General features: G+C 75.8%; 1 protein-coding gene. It reads left to right on the top strand.

Annotated features, from left to right (window positions below; translation table 11 throughout):
• The coding region (locus tag JGS39_RS39915; RefSeq protein WP_219574644.1) for a protein phosphatase 2C domain-containing protein at positions 1-686 on the top strand (686 nt) is incomplete at both ends.

Here is a 686-nt window from a genome sequence, read left to right as displayed (position 1 = left end):
CTCGGCGTCGTACGTGGGCGCGCGACCGCCCACGTACGACGCCGAGCCCACCGCGCTGCCCGAGAGCGACCCGCGCGAACTGGACGGCCTGGTCGCCGACACCGTGCTCGACGGAGCCCGGTACGGCACGTACACCCTGCGGGCCGCCTCCGTGCGGGGCGACTCCGCCCGGTTCCGGGGCGAACCCCGGCGCGACGCACTGCTGACCGCACGGTTCGGCACCGCGGAGGGCGCGCTCGTCCTTGTCGCCGTCGCGGGCGGCGCCCGGTCCTCCGAGAGCGGGCATCGGGCCGCGGCCGACGCCTGCCGCTGGATCGCCGAAGCCGTCGGACGCAGCCACGCCCGCCTCTCCGACGACATAAGAGCGGGCCGCCGCGGCGACCTCAAATCCGGGCTGCACCGGCTGACCGACCGCGGCTACGGCAAGCTGCGCGCCCGCGCCGCCGAACTCGGCCGTGAACCGCACGAGTACACGGTGGGGCTGCGCTGCCTCCTGTTGTCCGCCGACCCCGAATGCCGCACCCGGGTCTTCTTCGGGGTGGGCGGCGGCGGGCTGTTCCGGCTGCGGGACGGCAGTTGGCACGACCTCGAACCGATCGTGCCGCAGACGGGCGCGCTCACCGGTGAGGCCGTGGTCGGCTTCGGGTCGTCGGTGCCCGAGAGCGGGCCCGTCGGCGGCACGATCG

It is taken from the genome of Streptomyces poriferorum, assembly GCF_019399235.1.
In the GTDB taxonomy this organism is placed as follows: domain Bacteria; phylum Actinomycetota; class Actinomycetes; order Streptomycetales; family Streptomycetaceae; genus Streptomyces; species Streptomyces poriferorum.
Note: the sequence above shows the minus strand (reverse complement) of the source record. Positions and strands in the feature narration are given on the sequence as shown.